Here is a 15,831-nt window from a genome sequence, read left to right as displayed (position 1 = left end):
TTACAGGTTCGCTGCGCCGCGAAGCATTCACACTATTATTACAGGCGTTCCGCAGCCCCGCAGGATCGCCGCACCACCAGTTTGCAGGGCAGAACGGTCGCCTCTGCGGCCTCGCCCCGCATCAGCTTGAGCAAGGTCTCGACCAGAACCTCGCCGGCGAGCTGGGTGTCCTGGCGCATGGTGGTCAAAGGCGGGGTCACCATGCTGGCAGGCGGAATGTCGTCGAAGCCGACGATGGAGACGTCCTTGGGCACCGCCAAGCCCTGGTCGCGCAGCACGCCGAGCGCACCGATGGCGATCAGATCGCTGGCGGCGAAGATGGCGTCGAACGGCTTGCCGCCGTCGATGACCTGACGCGCCGCCCGCTCGCCCTCCGGCAGCGCGCTGATCGCATCGGCCTGAAGCTCGGCCACGACCGGCAGTCCGGCATCGCGCAAGGCGTCGCAATAGCCGCGATAGCGCGCGAAGAACTCGGGATAGTGGTCCGACGCCGATCCGAGAAAGGCGATAGAGCGGCGGCCGAGCGAAATGAGGTGCTTGGTCGCCTCGTAACCGCCGGCGTAATCGTCGCAGCCGACCGACAGGCCGGGATGGCGTTCCAGCGTCGCCCCGTAGTGCACGAAGTGGGTGCCCTCGTCCACCAGCCGCTCGAGTTCGGCACTGTAGGTGAGGAAGTCGTCGTAACCGAGCAGAATGATGCCGTCGGCCCGCCGGCTGTCTTCGTAATCGACACGCCAATTGTTCGACAGGTGCTGGCAGGAGATAATGAGGTCGTAGCCGCGCTTGGCGCAGGCGCCCGCGATCGATCCCAGCATCGACAGGAAGAACGGATTGATCAGCGAAGCGTTGAAGCGCTGATCCTCGAAGAACAGGATGGCGATGGTCTGCGAATGCTGACCGCGGAGGTTGGAGGCGTTCTTGTCGACCTTGTAGCCGAGTTCGCGGGCGATGAATTCGACCCGGCGGCGGGTGATCGGACTGATGGTGGGATCGCCGCGCAGCGCCCGCGATACGGTCGGTTGCGAAACGCCGGCCCGGCGCGCGATGTCGAACGAGGTGGGCCGCGGCGGTCCGGAGTCTGAATCGCGCTTTCCTGCCATCGCCCCAGAGTTCCATCGAACGTTGCGCCACGCACAATGCCATATCGGGGCGGCAAAAGCAGCGCGGCTGCGTCACAACCGGGAATAGACATTCATAACAAAGAGGGCCCGCGGCGAAGCGGGCCCTGGAAAGGTACTGGGAAAGGTGTCCGGAACGGGGCGCCCGTGCGAGCGCCCCAATCCAAAGATCAATACTTCACGCGAACCGCGAACTGCAGCAGGCGGCCGGAATACGACCAGCCGGTGTCCTTCTTCACCAGCTTGGCCTTCGGCGTCAGCGAGGTGTCGCCGAACAGCTGCTGCTGGAAGGTGATGCGCGTGTCGAGCAGGTTGGAGCCGTCCAGCGACAGTTCGACATGCTCATTCAGCTTGTAGCCGAGGTGGGCGTCGAGGAAGCCGGCAGCCTTCTGGAACATCGGCGTGCCGGTGCAGCAGTCGAGGTTGTCGGTCAGGAACGACGAGCGCCAGTTCCACGCCGTGCGGAAGGCGATCGGGCCCTTCTCGTACAGAGCGACGATGTTGTAGCTGTCGTCGGAAATGCCGGCCAGCCGGTGCGAGTCCATGATCGCATTGTCGACCGTGTTGCCGCCGCCGAACGCCACCGTCGAACCCGCCGTGTAGCCCGCCTGTACCGCCAGGTTCGAGTTCTTGATGCCCGACTGATGGGTGTGGGTGTAGTTCAACTGCGCGCCGAGGCCGTCGAACGGATCCGGCAGGAAGTCGAAGAACTGCTGGTAGGCGAGTTCGAAGCCCCACAGCTCGCCGCCGTTCGACGAGTTGACCGGACCGCGCACCAGGACTGTCTGCGACGAGCCGTTGTTGGTGAACGTGCGGGCCACCGAGCCGTAGGAAATCGAGTTGTTGAGTTCCTTCAGGAACACGTCGGCCGCGAACGACGACGAAGCGTTGATGTAGTACTCGTAGCTGGCATCGAACTGCCAGGCCGTTTCCGGACGCAGACCTGCATTGCCCGCATCGGCGGTGAACACGAAGTCGTAGCCGGTCACGTTCGCCGGTGTGTGTGCGGCGGTCGGCGAATTGTACTTGACGTAGTTCGAAGTGTTGGACACGTCGATCGCCGGCGAATTGATCGACACGTAGTTGCGCAGGAACCCGAAATCGGGCCGTGCCATGGCTTCCGAAGCCGCCAGGCGCACGATCGAATTATCGGTCAGGTCGAACTTCACGTTGAAGCTCGGCAGCATGATGTAGGACGTCTTGCCGTAGCTCGACAGACCCGAAGCACCGTTGGAGAAGGCGCCGAGTTCCGGCGTCAGCCAGCAACGGATGTTGGTGACCTGGGTGCCCGAAACCGGCGTCGAGCAAGGCGCGCCCGTAAGCTGGTTGGTGTACCAGGTGGTCTGCGGATAGGTGATGCCGCCGGTCGAAGTCAGATCGGTCATCACCCAGCGCACGCCCATATTGCCCGAAATCGGAATGCCGAACAGCGCCAGCGAGTCGCCGCCGAAGCCGATCTGGGCATAGAGCGCCGTGACCTTTTCGGTGACGTTCAGGATTTCCGACGGAACGAAGCAGCCGTTGGTGTTGCCCGAACGCGTGCACAGCGGATTCCAGCCGCCGGGCTCGTTGACGGCGCGGTTGGACAGCGCCATCGCCGCGGCGTTCGGATCCTTCAGGATCGAATTCTTCAGGAAGTAGGACGGACCCGGATTGAAGACGCTGCCGTCGAAGAAGTCGCTGCCGAAGTCGCCCTGCTCCCAGATGTTCGCGCCATAGCCGTTGAAGGCGCCGTTATGACCGCACGAGGCCGGATAGGCTGCGGGCGAGGTGTTGTCGATGTTGAACGCCGGGCCGTTGCACATATAGGGCGCCGAGACCGGGTTCCAGTTGTAGGCCGAATACTTGACGTCCTGGATGCGGGCCGAATAGCGGGCACCCATTTTGACGTAGGTCAGCCAGCCGTTGTCGACATCGTACTGGACATCGCCCTTGATCGCGCTTTCCTGCGCGTAGTTGGCTTCGAAATGGTCCTGAATGAAGTTGACCCAGTAGTTGTGGGGATTCGTCAGGAAGCCGGCCGCATAGTTCACGTTGTCGCCGGGCAGGACCTTGATGGTCGGCGGGCCGTTGCCGTCGCGCGTATAGTCGGCATTGACCAGGATGTCGTCGGCGACCAGAAGGTCGGTGTTGCCGGTCTTGGCGCTGATGTAGTTGCCTTCGACGTTCACGTGCATTTTCGGCGTGATGTCCCAGGCGAACGACGTCGCGAAATCACGGGTGGCTTCGGAATGGTCGAACACGCGCGACTGGTTTTCGAGCGTGACGCCGAGCGTATTGGTGGCGCAGACGTTCGGAGCGGCGCAGGCATTCACATACGGCTTGCCGGGAACGGCCGAGGCGCTGTCGATCGCGTCCTGCACGCTCATACCGCCCCACGAGCCGCGCCAGCCGCTCGAGAAGATGTTCTGGGTGATGACGCCGTGCTTCAGCGTGCCGTCGCCGTTCCAGGTGAAGGCGCTGGTGCCGGCCGCCGGCATCACCACCTGCGTGCTCAGCGGATTGAAGCCGGGCGCGGCCCATTCGCCGAACAGGTTGAAGTTCGACGAGCGCTCGAGCCAGGCATTGCGGTAGGCCGAGTCGTTGTACTGGAAGTTCCAGCGCATATCGCCGGACGGGCTCGCCCATTGCAGCGCCAGCGCTTTGCCTTCGCGCTTGCGGTTGTAGTTGACGTTGGAATAGTTGACCTGATCGGGGATGTAGGCCCAGTTGGTACCGCCGTAGGGATTGGCCGTGCACGGGATGGAGCCGTCGGACCCGACAATGGCGTGACCGCTCGAATCGAGGTCGCCGCCCGAGCAGAACGTGCCGTTGCGCAGCGTGATGACCGAATTGGTCTGGGTCACGACATGGCTGTTGGCATAGCCGATCAGGATGCCGAACTTGCCGTACGGCGTGTCGAAGTTCTTGCCGGCCATGCCGGAGTAATCGAACGTGCCGACATCGGAGCGGTCGTTGTAGTTCGCCTTCGCCGAGGCCGACAGGACGTGATCGTCGGCGTCGAACGGCAGGCGGGTCTTGAGGTTGACCGTGCCGGCGATGCCGCCTTCGATCATGTCGGCGGTCTGGTTCTTGAAGGAGTCGACGCCCGCCAGCATTTCCGGCGAGATGTCGTTGAAGTTCAGACCGCGATGGCCGTCGGCCGAGAAGCTGTCATGGCCGTTGAACAAGGTCTGCACCTGGGTCAGGCCGCGCAGCAGGATGCTGGTCGGCTCGCCCGAAGGATGGGTGGTGTCGTCGTTCGACTGCAGGCGGTTCACCGTGATGCCGGGCACGCGCTGCAACGCGTCGGAAATCGACTTGTCCGGAAACACGCCGATGTCGGTCGACGAAATCGAATCGACGACGGTATCGGCATTACGCTTGATCTGGATCGCGTTCTCGAGCGATGCCCGGACGCCGGTGACGACGATGGTTTCCATCGACCCCGATTCGGCCTGCGCCAAGGCCGGCATAGCGGCCGCGAACGCCGCCAGAACCAGCAGCGACGCGCTTCCCCGCATGGCGGCCTTGCGGCCGAATTCAGCACTATTCATCTTGTCAATCCTCCCAAACTCTTTGCCCTTGCTCCATCACGGCTGCCGCTCGGGCCGCGCCATCTGTGCGTAGGCTGTTTAATCGAGGGCTTCCCCCTACTCGCACGACGGACCTCGTGTGATCGACCGGCATAATCCCGCCACATGCGCAAACGGCCAATGCTGCCGTATACGTATACGTGCGCGGCGCGCGAACGCATCGCGGTGCGTATTGCGTTTTGGCCACAGCCGATCGAGCGGCGCATCCGCGCATGCCTTCAAGTATACGTATGCGCTGCAATTGGCTGCTTCCCCAAGGCGGCGATAATGGCCATCGAGATGGCGCATGCCGTCCGGATCAAGATGTTCGAGTTCAAAATGCTTCGGCGGCGCGCTTTCCGTTTCGGTTCAATTCGCGGGTACGGTACGAGCGCCGGATGGGAGGCGTGCGATGCATTTTGACGCCGCCATCTTCGACATGGACGGGGTCGTCACCGATACCGCAGCGGTGCATGCCGCGGCGTGGACGGAGATGTTCGACGCTTTTCTGTCGGAGCGCGCAGAAAGCGCTGCCATACCGTTCGAGCCGTTCCGGCGGGAGGACTATCTCGCCTTTGTCGACGGCCGGCCGCGCTACGAAGGAGTCGCGGCGTTCCTGAAATCCCGCGGCATCGAACTTCCGTTCGGCGATCCTGCCGATCCGCCCGAGTGCGAGACGATCTGCGGCCTCGGCAATCGCAAGAACGCGGCGTTCAACCGCGTGTTGAAACAACACGGCGTGCGGGTGTTCGGCTCGACCATCGCCCTCATCGGCGTGTTGCGCCGGCACGGGATCAAGGTGGCGATCGCCACCTCCTCGAAGAATGGCGCCGAAGTGCTTGGCAAGGCAGGGCTCGCCACCCTCTTTGAGGCCCGTGTCGACGGCGTCGTCTCGGCCGAACTCGGTCTCAAGGGAAAACCCGCGCCCGACATCTTTGCGGTCGCCTGCGATCGGCTCGGCACCACGCGCCATCGTGCGGTCGTGGTCGAAGATGCCGTCAGCGGCGTGCAGGCGGGCGCCCGCGGCCGCTTCGGTTTGACCCTCGGCATCGCCCGCGAGAACAATGACGACGAACTGAAGCGCGAGGGCGCCGACATCGTCGTGCGCGACCTTGCAGAAATTTCGCTCGCAGATCTGGATCACTGGTTCGAACACACTGTGCGCACGGGCGCCACGAGACCCCAATGACAACAAAACCCCGGCTCGATTTCTGGCAATTGTGGAACATCAGTTTCGGCTATGTGGGCATCCAGTTCGGATTCGCCCTGCAGACCGCCAATATCAGCCGCATCTTCGAGACGCTCGGCGCCAAGGTCGATGCCATTCCGATCCTGTGGGTGGCCGCGCCGGTCGCCGGCCTCATCATCCAGCCCTTGATCGGCCATATGAGCGACAAGACCTGGAACCGACTCGGCCGCCGCAAGCCCTATTTCCTGATCGGCGCCATTCTCTCTTCGCTGGCGCTCATAGCCATGCCGAATTCGCCCGCCCTGTGGGTCGCGGCCGGCATGCTGTGGATCATGGACGCCTCGATCAACATCACCATGCAGCCGTTCCGCGCCTTCATCGGCGACATGCTGCCCGATGCGCAACGCACCCAAGGCTTCGCGATGCAGACCTTCTTCATCGGCGTTTCGTCGGTGGTCGCTTCGGTCTGCCCCTGGGTATTCACCAAATGGCTGGGCATCGCCAACACCGCGCCCGCAGGCATTATTCCACCCTCGGTTCGATGGTCCTTTTATATCGGCGGCTTTGCGTTCCTGGCCGCCGTGCTGTGGACCATCTTCCGGGTGCGCGAATACTCGCCGCAGGAACAGGAAGCCTTCAACGTTTCCACAGAGGCGGAATCGGCCGACGCGATCACCCTGGATCGCAAGAGCTGCATCTGCCAGGGGCTCTTCCTGATCCTGGCGGGCGCGGCTCTTTCCTATGCGATCTTCGCCCAGGACTGGTACGCCGGCCTCTACATCATTTCGGGCAGCATCGCGTTCTACGGCCTGTTGCAGCTCGCCGCCGCGGCGCGTGCCAAAGCCGGCCACACCAAAGGCATGGTCGAGATCGTCGCCGACCTCAAGGCGATGCCGAAGACGATGCAGCAGCTTGCGGGCGTCACGCTGCTGACCTGGTTCGCGCTCTATGCCCTCTTCATCTACACGACCTCGGCGGTGACGAGTTTCCATTTCCATTCCAGCGATCCCACCAGCGCGATCTACAATGACGGCGCCAACTGGGTCGGCGTGCTGATGGCGGTTTATAACGGCGTGGCCGCAGTGGTCGCGTTCCTGCTGCCGCCCATCGCCAGGAAAGTCGGCCGCGTCGCCACCCACATGATCGCGCTCATCATCGGCGGGCTCGGGCTGATGTCGATGATCGTCATCAAGGACCCGACCATGCTTCTGATTTCGATGGTCGCGATCGGCATTGCCTGGGCGAGCCTTCTCACCATGCCCTACGCCATTCTTTCGAGCGCCGTCTCGCATCGGAAGATGGGCGTCTATATGGGGATGTTCAATCTCTTCCTGGTGATCCCGCAGATCATCGCCGCGGCGGTGCTGGGCCTTCTGGTCAAGACCGTGTTCGGCGGACAGACGATCTATGCGCTCGTGCTCGCCGGCGCCGCCATGGTTCTCGCCGGCTTCCTCACGCTGTTCGTGGAAGACAAAGCCAGGGATGCGGCATGACTGATCCCTGGACCGTCGAAACCCGCGAATTGGCGCATGACCGCGAGACCGTCATGCGGCACGGCAATATCTATCAGATCGCCAACGGCCATATGGGCTATCGCGGCACGCTCGACGAATACGGGCCGGACGAACTTGTCGCTGTCACGCTGGCGGGCGTGTTCGATCAGGTCGGCGAGGCTTGGCGCGAGCCGGTGAATGCCCCCAACGGCGGCTATACCCGCATCCGCGTCGACGGCACGCCGGTGTCCGCGCTTTCGAGGCCGGTCACATCGCATCGCCAGACCCTGTCGCTGAAGAATGCGAGCTTCGAACGCGAAACGGCGTTCGATCTCGGCGGCACCGCGATCACGATTTCGTCGCGGCGGTTCCTGTCAGCGGTACGCCCAAATCTCGGCGTCGTCCGTTACAGCGTGACGGTTTCCCGCGCCGCCACTATCGACATCGAAACCGGCATCGACGGCGACATCTGGGATCTCAACGGCCCTCATATTCTCGGTCTCGTTTGCGAAAAGCGCGGCGAGACGCTGCTTGTCCGCGGCCGGACCAACGAAGCCGGCAAGGATGTCGTGGTGGCCGAAGCGGCAGCGTTCGGCTTCGGCGAGGAACGTTCGGTGAGGGACGGCAAGCGCAATCTGCGCGTCGTCGCCTTCGCGGCCGAGCCCGGCAAGACCTATACCTTCTTCAAGGTGTTCGCGGTCGCGACCGGCTTCGACGCCATCGAAGGTTCCGCCGCCGACGCGGCCGTTGCCGCCGTAACCGCCGCCAAAGCGCAAGGGCTCTTGGTGCTCGAGGCGGAGCATGACGCCGCCTGGGCCGACAAATGGGCCAAAAGCGATGTCGTCATCGACGGCGACGAGGTTTCCCAGCATGCGCTGCGTTATTCGATCTTCCAGCTTCTGATCGCGGCGCCGGTCGACGGCAGCGCCAATTCTATTCCCGCCCGTGCGCTTTCGGGACAGGTCTACAAAGGCGCGGTGTTCTGGGACACCGAGATGTTCATGTTCCCCTTCTTCCTGCATACCAGCCCGGAGAAGGCGGCCGAACTTTTGCGCTATCGCATCCGGACCCTCCCCGGCGCGCGGCGCAAGGCGCTGACGGAAGGGGCGGGGTTCCGCGGCGCTTTTTATGCGTGGGAAAGCCAGGAAACGGGCGACGATGCCTGCACCTATTTCAACATCGGCGATCCCCTCACCAAGCGCGAACTCAGAACCCACTTCCGCGACAAGCAGGTCCATATTTCCGGCGATGTCGCGATGGCGATGTGGGAATACTTCAAGGTCACCGGCGACGATTCCGTGCTCCTGGACGGCGGCGCCGAAGTGATCCTCGAATGCGCGCGATTCTATTATTCCTACGCCTATTTCAAGAAGGACAAGAACCGCTACGAGGTGCTCGACGTCATCGGGCCGGACGAATACCACGAGCGGGTCAACAACAACGCCTTCACCAATATGGTGGCCAAAGCGACGTTCGAAATCGCCTGCGCCGCGGTCGCTTACTTGGCCGAACGCCATGCCGGTGCGCTGGCTGCGCTGGTGAAGAAGATCGGCATCGCCAAGGAACTGCCGCTGTTCGCCGAGGCTTCGCGACTGCTTTATGTGCCGGAGCCCGATCCCGAGACCCGACTGATCGAGCAGTTCGACGGCTACTTCAATCTCAAGGACGTTCCGGTCGAAGCGGTGAAGGCACAGCGCATCCATCCCGACGAATATCTCGGCGCCGGACAGGGACTGGCCGTTCCCACCCAGGTCATCAAGCAGGCCGACGTGGTGATGATGCTGAACCTGTTCAAGGACCGGTTCGGCCGCGACGTGAAGAAGGCCAATTGGGATTATTACGAGCCGCGTACCGAGCACGGATCGAGCCTTTCGGCCTGCGCCTATGCCATGGTGGCGGCGGAATGCGGCGATCTCGACTTCGCCTACAAATATTTCCTCAAGACCGCCAAGCTCGATCTCGAAGCCCAGTACAAAGTCTATGTCGGCACCGTGTTCATGGGCGGATCGCATCCGGCGGCCAACGGCGGCGCCTGGATGACGGCGGTGTTCGGCTTCGGCGGAGTCGCCACCGGTCCCGAGCATGTCGCCATCAATCCGCGCCTCTATCCCGGCTGGAAGAGTCTTGCCTTCCGGCTTGCCTACAAGGGCGACGGCTTCGCGGTTCATATCACCCATGACGCCGTGACGATCGCGGCCGAAGCGGCCAACCGGCAAGCGCATTGTTTCGTCGTCTGGGGCCGCCCGGTCTCGGTGGCGCCGGGTAAGACCGTTCTGGTGGACCGGATCGTCAAAGTCGCTTAGGAGAATCCGATGAACCGGCGCGAACTTCTGATCTCCACCGCGGCGTTCGCCGCTGCGTCTCCGGCCTTCGCGGCTGTGCGCCCGACGCGGCCGGTCGGCGCCGATACAGCGTGGACGACGTATCAGGCCGAAGCGATGAAAACTTCGGGCACCGTGATGGGCCCTGCCTACAGTCCGTTCCGGGTCGAGAACGAAGCGTCGAACGGCACCTGCGTGAAACTCGGCAGCGGCCAATCGGTCGAATTCACCGTAACAACCCCGGCGAATGCGCTGGTGGTCCGCTTCTCGCTACCCGATGCGCCGGACGGCAGCGGCACATCCGACATCCTCACTCTTAAGCGCAATGGCGAGAAGATCGCCGACATTGCTCTCTCGTCGCGTTTTGCCTGGGTGTACGGCACCTATCCCTTCACCAACAATCCGGCCGACGGCAAGCCGCGCCATTTCTACGACGAAGTCCGGCTGAAGGATGTACCGTTCGCCAAAGGCGATGTCGTCACCCTGACCAAAGCGGGCGACGCGCCTTATTGCATTCTCGATCTGGTGGATTTGGAGCAGGTCGCTCCGCCCTTGCCGCGTCCGGCCGACGCATTGTCGCTGGCCGATTTCGGCGCCGACGGCAAAGGCGAACGCGACGCCACCGAAGCGGTGCGGGCTTTGCTTGCGGCAGCCGCCAAAGACAAGAAAATCGCTTACGTGCCGCCCGGCATCTACAAGCTCACCGGCGACATCGAAATACCTTCCAACGTGACGCTGCAAGGCGCCGGGATGTGGCATACGACCTTCGTCGGCGACGAAGCGCTCTATCCGCAAGCCAATCGACGGCTGCGTTTCAAGCTGAGCGGCGAGAACAGCAAACTTTCCGATTTCGCGCTCGACGGACGGCTCAAGTATCGCAACGACAGCGAACAGAACGACGGCATTTTCGGCGCGCACGGCAGGAACTGCACCGTCTCGCGGCTGTGGATCGAGCATACCAAGGTCGGCCTATGGTTCTATGTCTGCCGCGGCATCCGCGTTGAAGGCTGCCGCATGCGCAATCTGTTCGCCGACGGCATCAACCTGTGCGTCGATACCAGCGACTGCGTGGTCGAGAACTGCACCACCCGCAACACCGGCGACGATTGCTTCGCCATCTGGCCAGCGCCGTCGGACCAAGGCTTCACCCAGGAATCCGCCGCGCCGGGAAACAACGTCATCCGCCGCTGCACCGGCGAACTGCCCTCACTGGCGCAAGGCGCTTCGATCTACGGCGGTGCCAACAACCGGATCGAGGATTGCCTGTTCACCGACATCGCCAGCGGCTGCGGCATCCTGATTTCGACCACGTTCGAGACATCGAACGAGAAGATCGACAATAATTTCCGCGGCACCACCGTGGTAGAGAACTGCGTCCTTAAACGCTGTGGCGGCTACGATCACGGCTGGACCTGGCGCGCCGCGTTGCAGATCGCCCTGCACCGCAAATCCATTTCCGGCCTTCGCATCCGCGATGTCCGCATCGAGGACAGCCTGTCGGACGGCTTCGGAGTCATCGTGCCGCCCGACATCAAAGACGCCCGCACGCTGACCGATACGACGCTCGACCACGTCGCTATCACCGGTAGCGGTGTTGCCGTACCCGAGGCGCGCAACGTACGCATCGGCACAACCGCGAGCGGTCGCATCGACGCCAAAGCGTGCCGCCTCGGCCGCATCGAGAACGGTTCGACGACCTTCCGGATCGTGAACGCGGCGTAACGGCCCGTCAGGCGGGGACCTTCGCGAGAGCCTTCGCTTCCGCCGCCAGATCGTCGGCCAGCCGGTCCACCCAGACGGGATCGGCATCCCAGGCGAACATGAAGCGCGCGGCGCCGCCGATGAACGAATAGAAGTGCCAGCCACGGCGATGCAGCCCGTCGAGGACTTCCTGCGGCGCGTGCAGGAACACCGAATTGGCGTCTACCGGAAAGGCTTGGCGCACCTGCGGCAGACCGGCAATGCGCGCGGCAAAACGGCGGGCGCAGGCGTTGGCGTGCTCGGCGTTCCGGCGCCATGCCCCGCTTTCCAGCATGCCGACCCACGGCGCTGCGAGGAAACGCATCTTGGAAGCGAGCTGGCCGGCCTGTTTGCAGCGATAATCGAAATCGGCGGACAGCGACCGGTCGAAAAAGACGATCGCCTCGCCCACCGCCATGCCGTTCTTGGTGCCGCCGAAGCAAACGACATCGACACCGGCGCGCCACGTCGCTTCAGCCGGGCTGCAGCCGAGGCTGGCGCAGGCGTTGGCCAAGCGGGCCCCATCCATGTGGAGTTTGAGGCCGAGTTCGCGGCACACTTTCGAAATCGCGCGGATCTCGTCGAGGCTATAGACCACGCCGAACTCGTTCGGCTGGGTGATGGTGACGGCGCGCGGCTTGGGGAAATGGATGTCGGACCGGCTTGTGGCGATCGCCCGGATCGACTCCGGCGTCAGCTTGCCGCCCGGCGAGGGGACGTTGAGCAGCTTGGAGCCGTTGGAGAAAAACTCGGGGGCGCCGCATTCGTCGGTCTCGACGTGAGCGGACGAGGCGCAAATGACGCCGTTGTAGGAATAGCAAAGCGACGCCAGCGCCAGCGAATTGGCCGCCGTTCCATTGAACACGAAAAACACATCGCATTCGCGTTCAAATAGCGTACGCAAAGCATTCGAGGCCTTCTCGGTCCAGACGTCGTCGCCATAGGAAAAGGCATGCCCTTGGTTGGCTTCGGTCACGGCCGCCATCGCCTCGGGGCAAATGCCGGCATAATTGTCACTGGCAAACTGTTGCTGCGGAATCATGTCACCATCTCACGCGCGCGCCGAATGGCGCGTTTTTTCCAAAACTTGCATGATGTCGGCTGGCGCGTTCCCGTTTGTTGCCGGATCGGCCGCATTCTCTCTTAACGAGAGCGCCACCTTGCTCGGGAGCAGGTTGGCGTTGAGCGACAGCTCAACTCTTCATGCACGGCCTTGTTACGGTAACCGGTGCCCGCGGGCAAGATGATATTTGGTCCCTTCAGAACGCCTCGAATGGGAGCGTGCCTCGTCCAATTGCGGCGGGTTTGTGACACGCCTGTTTCGTGTATGATGAAGACGAGACGGGCCCCGGCGCGGACGAAGACACGATGACGACGCTGTCAGACGAATTGCGGGCGCTGGGCGGTACAACTGCTGCGGAAAATATCCGCCGCGCCGTCGAAGCCGGAAGACTGGTCGAACATGCGGACGGGACGCTCGAACTGCCGCCGAGCTCATCGAAAGAGACCAACTGGGTGTTCGTGGCGCGCGGAACGCCGCCTCGATGTCTCTTCCTCAAGAATTTTCTGTTTCGCGAAGTCTACGGCCGAGCGGCCGTCCCGTACGGATGCCGCGAGTGCTACAAAGTACACGTCACCCCCAAGACGCTGCGGGAATTGGTAGCGGCGTGGCAGGTCGCGAAAGGCATCGCCTGCCCGTCCAAGTGGGGTGTCAATTTCGAGAACCCCTATTCGAGGAATTACTATGCGGGCGTCTTCTATACGACCGGCGTCGACATGGCGCGCGCGGTGTACGCCACCGCCAGGGCCGCATTCGACGGCGTGCCCGCTCTCGGTCCCGGCCTCGAATTGGCGATCAAGCGCGCTTGCTCGGAATACGAAGAAGCCATCGGGCCATCGGATCGCTTTGAATTCGCGCCCGAACTGGAACAGATCGAAGCGCTTCTGAAGACTCGCTTTCGCGGCCACGGCGCCGCCGAACGGACCTCGGTGCCCCTGGCGCGCTGGATCGATGTCGCGTCCAGAATTGGCGACGATACCTATCTCGACTTCACGAACGGCAAGCGCCTGCGCGTCCCGCGCGTCACCTACGAGCCGTGACGGAACCGCTTATGCGTTCCGCTGTTCCACCCACCGGATGAATTGACCGAAATGGCAGGCGCGGTCGAGCCCATGACGGTATTCGCCGGCGCGCATTCTGAGGTCACGCGGATTTTCCGGCCACGCGGAGACGAGGCGTTTCAAGCGCGGCACGTCGATCAAACGGTCCGCCAGCGGCGACGCCGCGATCCCGGCGATTTCGGATTCGATGATCGCTCTGCGCGCATTCAACGTCTCGAACCAACCGGCGTTTTGCGCACCGCGGCGGCGTTCCTGGAGAATTTCCGCCGGAAGGCGGTCGGCAAACACCTGACGCACATACCATCGCGGCAGACCCTCGCGCCGGTAGAGCGTTTCCGGAACCGTCAGGCAGAATTCCAGCAGTTCGCGGTCGGCATGCGGGTCGCGCAATTCGTAGCCGCGCAGCATCGGGCTCATGGCCCGGATATCCCGCGAGATCTGAAACTTGTCGAACAACAATCCGGCGCGGAAGCGCCTTGGGTCCCCGAACCGTCGTGATCGCGGATCGAACTGGTCTTCCTTCCAGTGGCGGCGCAAGCCGAGCGTGTCGAGCGCAGCGGGACTGAGCAGGCTGAAGAAGCCCACGGCATCGGGATCATCGCCATGCAGACGCGTGACAAGCCGCTGTAGAGTGCGCGGCGCGATCCGCCGGAAAAGATCTTCTCTCAGCACGCGTCCCAGCGGCTGATCGCGCGCCTGCCCGATCTTGTGCGCCTCACGCAGCAGGCAGAGGAATTTTCCCCGACGTGCCAGCGCCGCAAGCGAGAACATGCCCGCCCAGGACAGTCCATAATTTCCAACGGCGCCATCCAGCACGACCCGATGGCCGTCCGCCTCGATCGCGTCTTCCAAGGAATAGAACCACGCCTTGTCGATTGGCCCCCAGGCGGGAAGCGCTTGGCGTTCGAACAATCGCATGCAGTTCTCGTAGAGCGGATGCATGCCGCGCGGCGTCACGAACTTAAGGCGGAGCGCGGGATGCAGACGCGCAAGCGCCTCCACCGGCGGGCGTTCGTCAAAATAGGTGAACGGGGACGCGGCGAGATCGAGATCGTCCGGCGGCAAGCCGGTATAGCAGGTGATGTCGCTATGCCCCTGCCGCGCCGCCGTTGCGGCGATGGCGCTGGAATCGAAGCCGCCGCTGGTCAGCACGGCCGCGCGCGGCACCTCCCTGAGACAGCGTGCAACCGCGCGGTCGAAAAGTTCCCGTCCGCGCGCGACCAAGTCTTCTTCCCGTGCGTAGGCCGGCGGAGCGTCGAGGCGGGGAGCCCAGTAGTGCCGAATCTCGGCATGGCGCGCGGTGACGGCAACACACGTGCGCGACGCTACACGATCGATACCCCGATACAGGGTCCGTTCCCGTTCGTTGTGATCCTGCGCCAGGAATTTTGCCGCCATCGTCTCGTCGATGGCGCGCGGGACACCGGGAACCGCGAGAAGATCGGGCAGATAGGAGGCGAAAACGACGAAGCCGTCGCCGCGATGGTAGAATAAGGATCGTTGCCCCAGGCAATCGCGCGCCAATGTCAGCCGGCGAGCCTCTTCATCCCAATGGGCAAACGCGAAGGCCCCGAGCAATGCCGCGATTGCCTTGTCGCCGGATTGCGCAAACGCCGCCTGCACCAGCGCCGCGTCGCCTATCGAAACACGAACGCCCAACCGCGCCGCAATTTCCTGACGATTGTCCAATCGCGCATCGGCAGCGAACAACGCCCCGTCGCAGGACGGATCGGAGACAGGGGTCAGGAAAACAGCATGCTCCGATCGCCGGATATGGAACTGCCCGTCGAACCGTCGCGCCATGATCGCAACAAGCTGCTGTTCCTGTTCGGAAGTCGGCGAACCGTCGCCCCAACACACAAGTCCGGCAAACGGGCTCATGGCGAAATCTGCCAAGGAGCAGAAAAAATCGAGGTCGGCCCGGCTACGGCGCTGTGACGGTCATGCCGGAGCAGGCTTTTTCGACTTCGTATCAGCTTGCAGCGGTACTGGGGGCTGTCCATCCCGTACCATCGCAACCGTACGCAGTGCCGGAAGCCTGCGTTTCCTGGCTCAACGTGCCCACGATGACGCGCGGCGGCGACCACGGCTTGCGTTCCGGAGGACGTGGCAAATCACACGAAGGATTGGTCTCCATGGCGGCAACTACTCCAGAAGACATGGACTGTGTTTGCATTCACTCTCTGGCGACATGCTACGGCAAAGCGGGACTGGCCACAAGGCAAGGTGGAATTGCCGCCAGCTAAAACAACCTCGAATTGGCGTTGCTAGAGGCAGCACTCGCGCACTGAAGAC

General features: G+C 63.0%; 10 protein-coding genes and 1 riboswitch. Of the genes, 6 read left to right on the top strand and 4 right to left on the bottom strand.

The window, feature by feature from the left end; genetic code table 11:
- Positions 1–38: 38 nt before the first annotated feature.
- Positions 39–1,100 (bottom strand): LacI family DNA-binding transcriptional regulator, encoded by a 1,062-nt coding sequence (locus tag FHS84_RS08265; RefSeq protein ID WP_166932883.1) that lies wholly within the window; start codon positions 1,098–1,100, stop codon positions 39–41.
- 188 nt (positions 1,101–1,288) lie between these two features.
- The gene (locus FHS84_RS08260) at positions 1,289–4,654 is read right to left on the bottom strand and encodes a TonB-dependent receptor (RefSeq protein WP_166932881.1); all 3,366 of its coding nucleotides are present in this window, start codon (positions 4,652–4,654) and stop codon (positions 1,289–1,291) included.
- Between the two features lie 306 nt (positions 4,655–4,960).
- Here FHS84_RS08260 and FHS84_RS22065 point away from each other — a divergent pair, with 306 nt between their 5' ends.
- Genes FHS84_RS22065 through FHS84_RS08240 form a run of 5 tightly spaced genes read left to right on the top strand, consistent with a single transcriptional unit; the run spans position 4,961 to position 11,397 of the window.
- Positions 4,961–5,095, top strand: a complete 135-nt coding sequence (locus tag FHS84_RS22065; protein ID WP_279589294.1) for a hypothetical protein — start codon at positions 4,961–4,963, stop codon at positions 5,093–5,095.
- Positions 5,085–5,861: an HAD family hydrolase gene (locus FHS84_RS08255; RefSeq protein WP_166932878.1), complete on the top strand. Its 777-nt coding sequence runs from the start codon at positions 5,085–5,087 to the stop codon at positions 5,859–5,861. The genes FHS84_RS22065 and FHS84_RS08255 overlap by 11 nt, the downstream gene beginning before the upstream one ends.
- Entirely contained in the window at positions 5,858–7,354 is a 1,497-nt protein-coding gene (locus tag FHS84_RS08250) for an MFS transporter (RefSeq protein ID WP_166932875.1), read from the top strand. Before FHS84_RS08255 ends, FHS84_RS08250 begins: the two co-directional genes overlap by 4 nt.
- Positions 7,351–9,657: a glycoside hydrolase family 65 protein gene (locus tag FHS84_RS08245; RefSeq protein ID WP_166932872.1), complete on the top strand. Its 2,307-nt coding sequence runs from the start codon at positions 7,351–7,353 to the stop codon at positions 9,655–9,657. The genes FHS84_RS08250 and FHS84_RS08245 overlap by 4 nt, the downstream gene beginning before the upstream one ends.
- Before the next feature lie 9 nt (positions 9,658–9,666).
- Positions 9,667–11,397 (top strand): glycosyl hydrolase family 28-related protein, encoded by a 1,731-nt coding sequence (locus FHS84_RS08240; protein WP_166932870.1) that lies wholly within the window; start codon positions 9,667–9,669, stop codon positions 11,395–11,397.
- Between the two features lie 7 nt (positions 11,398–11,404).
- On the opposite strand, the gene FHS84_RS08235 is transcribed toward FHS84_RS08240, so the two are convergent.
- Complete coding sequence (locus FHS84_RS08235) at positions 11,405–12,457, bottom strand: threonine aldolase family protein (protein ID WP_166932868.1); 1,053 nt, start codon at positions 12,455–12,457, stop codon at positions 11,405–11,407.
- 63 nt (positions 12,458–12,520) lie between these two features.
- Positions 12,521–12,627, bottom strand: a riboswitch (SAM-I-IV-variant riboswitch).
- A gap of 156 nt (positions 12,628–12,783) precedes the next feature.
- Between FHS84_RS08235 and FHS84_RS08230 the strand changes: the two genes are divergently transcribed.
- On the top strand, positions 12,784–13,515 hold the full coding sequence (locus FHS84_RS08230) for a hypothetical protein (protein ID WP_166932866.1): 732 nt from the start codon (positions 12,784–12,786) through the stop codon (positions 13,513–13,515).
- Between the two features lie 9 nt (positions 13,516–13,524).
- On the opposite strand, the gene FHS84_RS08225 is transcribed toward FHS84_RS08230, so the two are convergent.
- Positions 13,525–15,417: an asparagine synthase-related protein gene (locus FHS84_RS08225; protein WP_166932864.1), complete on the bottom strand. Its 1,893-nt coding sequence runs from the start codon at positions 15,415–15,417 to the stop codon at positions 13,525–13,527.
- Positions 15,418–15,831: the final 414 nt, after the last annotated feature.

This window comes from Rhizomicrobium electricum, assembly GCF_011762045.1.
Taxonomy (GTDB): domain Bacteria; phylum Pseudomonadota; class Alphaproteobacteria; order Micropepsales; family Micropepsaceae; genus Rhizomicrobium; species Rhizomicrobium electricum.
Note: the sequence above shows the minus strand (reverse complement) of the source record. Positions and strands in the feature narration are given on the sequence as shown.